The following is a 5,794-nucleotide window of genomic DNA, read 5'->3' as shown; positions in this document are numbered from 1 at the left end:
GGATAATATATATTATGAGATAGGCAAAAAATTAATAGAAAATAAAGATGAATTATTAGTAGAATTTGTAGAAAATAAAATAAAAAAATACAATAATATAATATCAAAATTAGGAAATAAAGATACAGAAGCAGTTATAGCTAAAAGAAACTTAGCTAATGAAAGAATAGAAAAATTAAAAGAATTAATTTAATAAGGGGTTGAAAAAATGAAGCTGAATGATTTAATTAAAAAAATTGAAAATAAGTATCCTTTAAATTTAGCTTATGATTGGGACAATGTGGGGTTATTAGTTGGAGATTTTGATAGTGAAATAAAAAAAGTCTTAGTTTCCTTAGAAGCCAACGAAAAAGTGATTGAAGAAGCAATCGAAAAAAAAGTGGATTTAATTGTTACACATCATCCTTTTATTTTTAGAAAAATGAATAAAATTAACACTAAAGATTTAAAAGGCAGACTTATACATAAGCTTATAAAAAATGACATAGCTTTATATTCTATGCATACTAATTTTGATATAGCTTTTGATGGTCTAAATGATTACTTTATGGAAGTTATGGGGTTTGAAAATTGTAAAATACTTGATGTAACTAATAGTGAAACTTTATATAAACTTGCAGTTTATACACCTATGACTCATGAAATAATAGTTAGAGAAGCATTAGGAGAAAGTGGAGCAGGATATATAGGTAATTATAGCAATTGTACATTCAACAGCTCAGGGATAGGAACATTTAGACCAGAGGATAATTCAAATCCTTTTATAGGTGAAATAGGAAAAATAGAAGAAGTTAAAGAAGTGAAAATCGAGACTATAGTTACAAATAGTTTATTACAAAAAACAATTGCAAAAATGATTAAAGCTCATCCTTATGAAGAGGTCGCTTATGATGTTTATAAACTGGAAAATAAAGGTAAATCTGTAGGTCTTGGAAGGTATGCAACTCTTGACAATGAAGCAGATTTACAAAGTTTATGTGATAAAATCAAATTAAAATTAAATATGGATCATATAAGAGTAGTTGGAGAATTAAATACAAAAATTAAAAAAGTAGCAGTTGTAACTGGAGCAGGATCTGATATGGTAGGATTAGCAAAATCTAAAAATTGTGATGTTATAATTACTGGAGATGTAAAATACCATGAAGCACAAGATGCTTTAGATATGAATATGTGTATAGTTGACTGTGGTCATTTTGATACAGAAAATATATTTAAGGATGTAATGAAAAGATTTTTAGATACTATAGAAAGCGTTGAAATTATAAGAAGTGAAATAAATTTAAATCCATTTAAATTAATTTAAAACATAAAAATATAAAAAACAGTTGACAAAATGGAAAAAAATACATATTATGTTATTAACAATAAATTAAATCCTTTGATAAGGGATAGTAATCAAATTTAGGTTCAAGATAGAGAGTTGAGGATGGTGGAATCTCGACAAGAAGAAATTTGATGAATGGGCCTTTGAGGAGTAAATCGAAATCTTTGGAAAGTAGACTTTACCGTGTTTTGCACGTTATAGCAAATGAGGTATGATAGTACCAATATTAAGAGGTGTATTTATGATACACAAATTAGGTGGCAACGCGGAGTATAGCTTCGTCCTATTTATATAGGATGGAGCTTTTTTTATTGCCCAAAAAGAAAGGTAGGTGAAAATTTTGGTATGAACTAAAACTCTTAAGAGGTTAAAAGGGGAATTAATTTATTTGAATTTAATTAAAAAATATTTTGGAGGATATTATTATGAAAATGAATACAAGAAAACTAGTTTTAAATGCTGTACTTTTAGGAATAGGTTTAGTTTTGCACCAAATAGAACCTGCCATATTTGGTGTAAAACCTGACATGACTTTAATAATGTTATTTACAATTATGATTATAAATAAAGACGATTACAAAGCTTGCTTAATATGTGGAATAATTGCAGGTATATTTTCAGGAATGACAAGTTCATTTCCTGGAGGTCAAGTACCTAATGTGATAGATAAATTTATTACAACAAATATAAGTTTTCTTATTATGATGGCTATGTATAAATTACCTTTTATGAGAAAATTAGCTGAAAAAAATCAAGATTTCATAGTTTCTAATATATTAATGTCTCTTGGAACAGCCATAAGTGGATTTATATTTTTAACATCAGCTCAAATTTTAGTAGGACTTCCTGGAAATATGAATTTAAATATGTTATTTGCAGCGGTTGTACTTCCTGCCGTAGGAATAAATTTAATAGTAGGAGTAATTGTATTTAAGGTAATTCATATAACTATGAATAGAGTAAGTTTTCAAAGCTAGAATAATATAAAACTTATCCCCTCTAGTGACATAGAGGGGATAAGAAGTTAAGTAAAGACATATCGTTGGCGTCATGAGCAAAGCGAATTTTAAGTAACGTATATATCTGAAGCGATAGCAAGGATACATAGTTGACGATATGATCAAAGCGAATTTTATCTTAACCAAGAAGGATTTCCAGGAACGAATACTCTTGATCCAAATTTCTTTTTATATTCTTCTAAGGCATCTTGTATAGCAGCTCCATTCTTTTTAAAAGAGTCACATTTTTTTATACTTTCTAGGTTTTGGCTAAAAGGACATACTGATATACACATACCACAGTCAGTGCCAAGGTATCTCCATTTTGTATAGCAAGTTTCCGTATCTACAGTCCAATTATATTTATCATCTTTGCCAATTCTATTTTCTCTTGATAAGGATTGAGAAGGACATGTAAGAGCACATTTTTTGCAGACCTTACAAAAGTCTTCTAATCCAAAATCGACTTTTTCATCAATATCAAGTGGTAAATTTGTTGTTACTACTCCTAACTTAAATCTTGAACCATAATCTTTATTTGTAAGAATGGCATTTCGACCTATTTGGCCAAGTCCTGCATCTTCTGCTATAAGAGCAGGCATAACAAGATAATTAGCATCAACATGATTTCTTGCCTCATAACCTAAACTTCTAATATAATATGAAATAATCATTCCTATTATAGCTACATCAACATAGCTTTTAGATGTTGCGATAACTTCAGAAATCATAGGAGCTCTATTAACCATATCTAAATCCATCTCACAACCAAAGGCTATGGCATATTTATGATTAAGATTAACTTCTTCGCCATAATTTTCTTCATACCTACCTCTATGTGTATAAATATGTTTATCTTGCAGTTTAGTTATTCCAACCATACAAGCACCATATAATGATGCGATTCCTTTAATTTTTTTCGTAAAAGTCTTACTATCTCCATCTATTTTTTTAGGTGAAACATCTCCTTCACATAAATCTTTAATATCTCTTAAAAAAGCAAAAGCACTTCCTGCAATGGGTGAATTAAGTTTATTATATGTAGTTGTACCTTCCTCTAATAATTCTGGTCTAGTTCTAAAGCTATCATCAATATTCTTTTTTTCTGGATTTTTAGCATAATAGTCTTTATAAACATCGCTATCTTTTTTATAATGAACTCTTGCGAACATAGTATCTCTTTCATCAATTCTTTTCAATTAAATCATCCCCTTTTGATTTTATCTTATATTATAGTAATTATTGTAGAATATTGGAATATAAAAGTCATTAGAAAAATAAAGAATAAGTTTTTATATAAAGTAAAAACATTTTTAGTGTATTTTAGAAAAAAATGTAAAAGATATAAATAACAATTTATTTATTTTTTGAAAGGAGATTAAAATGAAAAATATAAAATATGTACTACTATGTTTAATAATGATAATGGCGACAACACTAAGAATAGATGCAACAGAAAATGAAAATAAATACATACTAGGTGGAAATTTAATTGATGAATCTATCATAGATGAAGATTTAGAGGTAGTTGATAGTAGAGAAGAGTATTATGACTTAGAACGATTTTTTAGACCATCAGATATGACTATATTAAATGATGAGAATCTTAATATTTTGAAGGAATTTTATAATAAAAATCCATATAAAATGGATTTACCATCAAAACCGTTTAGATCAGGAAAGGATACTGTAGTAAATTATTTTAATGTGCTTAGAGAAGCGGCGAATCCAGTGGAAAATAATGAAACAGGTTGCGGTTCATTGGGAGATGTTAAAGCGCCATATCCAGTAGCATATAATTTTCTATCTAAATCTTATCAAAAAGAATTGCCGTATAAAAATTTCTTAGATTCTTTTAAAAACATGCTTCACATTAACTTGATTAAAGTAAACAATGTTCCTGCTGATAAAGATAAGCCAGGATTATTAAAATATTTTGTAGAGCTGGAAGTTATTGAAGGCTCCACAGAAAATAAAGGGCTATTTGCATATTATTATGGATATATATATTTGGATAAAGAAAATGATGGTTATAAAATTGTAAAGATGGATTATAGTAGTGAGAATTATTTATGTGCACCATATCATGGATGGGCATATGATGCTCAAACTTTTGTAGAAATAGAATATGGAAATTGGTGCTCATTAGTTGAGGGTGATGTAATTGTTAATGAAGACGGATATGAAAAAAGAGCATATTATAAAGATAAAGATGATAATGAATATTACGTACTTTTTTATGAATTAACAAATGGAGTAGATAAAAAAATAGCTGATTACAAAAAAAATAAGGATAATCAATGGGAAGTAATTTATATTAATCCAGAAAAATGTATACAAAATAAAGAATCAGAAGGGAATAAGGAATCATAATAAAATCATAGTAATTAATAATATATGATAAAAATAAATAAAATATAACTACGAAAAAGAAAATAAAATATTATTATTTATCAAAAATTATGAACAAAATAATACTCTTATAAATACAATTATATTAAGGAAGTGGTAGTGGTAATATCTCAAACTAACACATGAAACTCTTCAAAGGGCTTGTCATATACTTTAAAAGCAAAGCTCATTCAAGGGTATAAAACAAATTCTTTTGGGTAGATAACAGTAAGCCACTTCCTTAGTATATTTTATAACATTAAGCTAAACTAATGGTTTAGCTTTGTACATTTGTTGATAATATAACTAGAAACAATTAATATATATGTATAATTGCAATTATTTGGTAAAAAAATTTTTATTGTGGAAGGAAATAAATATGGTAGAATCCTATAAAAGTATTAATAAATTTTTAGGCATATATATATTATTATCTATTCTCGTATGTCTTACGATAAATAAATTCAATATATTGATTCCATACTATGTAGCTATTACATTTGCAAGCATGATAGGTATATTGAGTTTTATAATAAATGAAATATATCTAGATATAACAAGTAATATTATATATAAAAATATCTCGTATTTATTTGCTTATCTAGGTGTATTAAAGCTATTACTAATTCTATACAATATATATCAAAATAATGTTTTTAATATAACGGTAAAATCCATGGATAATATAAATTTATTGGTAGAAGCTTTTTTATTTTATTTAATAATTCATACATATAGGATGAAATATAATTTTAAGAAAATCATATATATAATGACTTTTTCTATTATAACTTTATACTCTATTCTTATGTATTGTAATACTAATCATATGTTACAAAAAAACATATTAAAAATAAATTTAATAGTGTTAGTATTTGGTATGATTATTCAGTGTATAAATTTATTTGACTTAAAAAAGATGAATAAACATTTAGATGTTAATACTATAAATGATTTAACTATAATAATAATTTCTAAATTGGGAATAGGATTAGTACTTTTCACTGGAGAGACTTTTGATAAAAATAATATGGAATATATATTATTTTTTATTGTAATAGTATTAAATATAATATGC

At 26.4% G+C, this 5,794-nt stretch carries 5 protein-coding genes, 1 pseudogene and 1 other annotated feature; of the genes and pseudogenes, 5 read left to right on the top strand and 1 reads right to left on the bottom strand.

Features of this window, described 5'->3' with window-relative positions; genetic code table 11:
• From QX51_RS05950 to QX51_RS05940, 3 genes and pseudogenes are all read left to right on the top strand, one after another.
• Positions 1–193, top strand: a pseudogene (locus QX51_RS05950) (tRNA (adenine(22)-N(1))-methyltransferase TrmK); the annotation flags it as partial.
• A 15-nt stretch (positions 194–208) separates the two neighbouring features.
• Positions 209–1,306, top strand: coding sequence for a Nif3-like dinuclear metal center hexameric protein (locus tag QX51_RS05945; RefSeq protein WP_052232905.1), 1,098 nt, complete (start codon positions 209–211; stop codon positions 1,304–1,306).
• A 66-nt stretch (positions 1,307–1,372) separates the two neighbouring features.
• Positions 1,373–1,616, top strand: a binding site (T-box leader).
• A gap of 136 nt (positions 1,617–1,752) precedes the next feature.
• Positions 1,753–2,304 (top strand): tryptophan transporter, encoded by a 552-nt coding sequence (locus QX51_RS05940; RefSeq protein WP_039678989.1) that lies wholly within the window; start codon positions 1,753–1,755, stop codon positions 2,302–2,304.
• Between the two features lie 155 nt (positions 2,305–2,459).
• On the opposite strand, the gene QX51_RS05935 is transcribed toward QX51_RS05940, so the two are convergent.
• The gene (locus tag QX51_RS05935; protein ID WP_039678988.1) at positions 2,460–3,524 is read right to left on the bottom strand and encodes a 4Fe-4S dicluster domain-containing protein; all 1,065 of its coding nucleotides are present in this window, start codon (positions 3,522–3,524) and stop codon (positions 2,460–2,462) included.
• Positions 3,525–3,708: 184 nt separating this feature from the next.
• Between QX51_RS05935 and QX51_RS05930 the strand changes: the two genes are divergently transcribed.
• Complete coding sequence (locus QX51_RS05930) at positions 3,709–4,698, top strand: hypothetical protein (RefSeq protein ID WP_052232904.1); 990 nt, start codon at positions 3,709–3,711, stop codon at positions 4,696–4,698.
• Between the two features lie 757 nt (positions 4,699–5,455).
• A partial coding sequence (locus QX51_RS20315) for a hypothetical protein (RefSeq protein WP_152607216.1) occupies positions 5,456–5,794 on the top strand: 339 nt, incomplete at its 3' end.

Origin of the sequence: Terrisporobacter othiniensis (assembly GCF_000808015.1) — a bacterium.
Classification (GTDB): Bacteria; Bacillota; Clostridia; order Peptostreptococcales; family Peptostreptococcaceae; genus Terrisporobacter; species Terrisporobacter muris.
The sequence above is the reverse complement of the archived record's forward strand: the minus strand, read 5'-3'. Positions and strand labels throughout refer to the sequence as shown.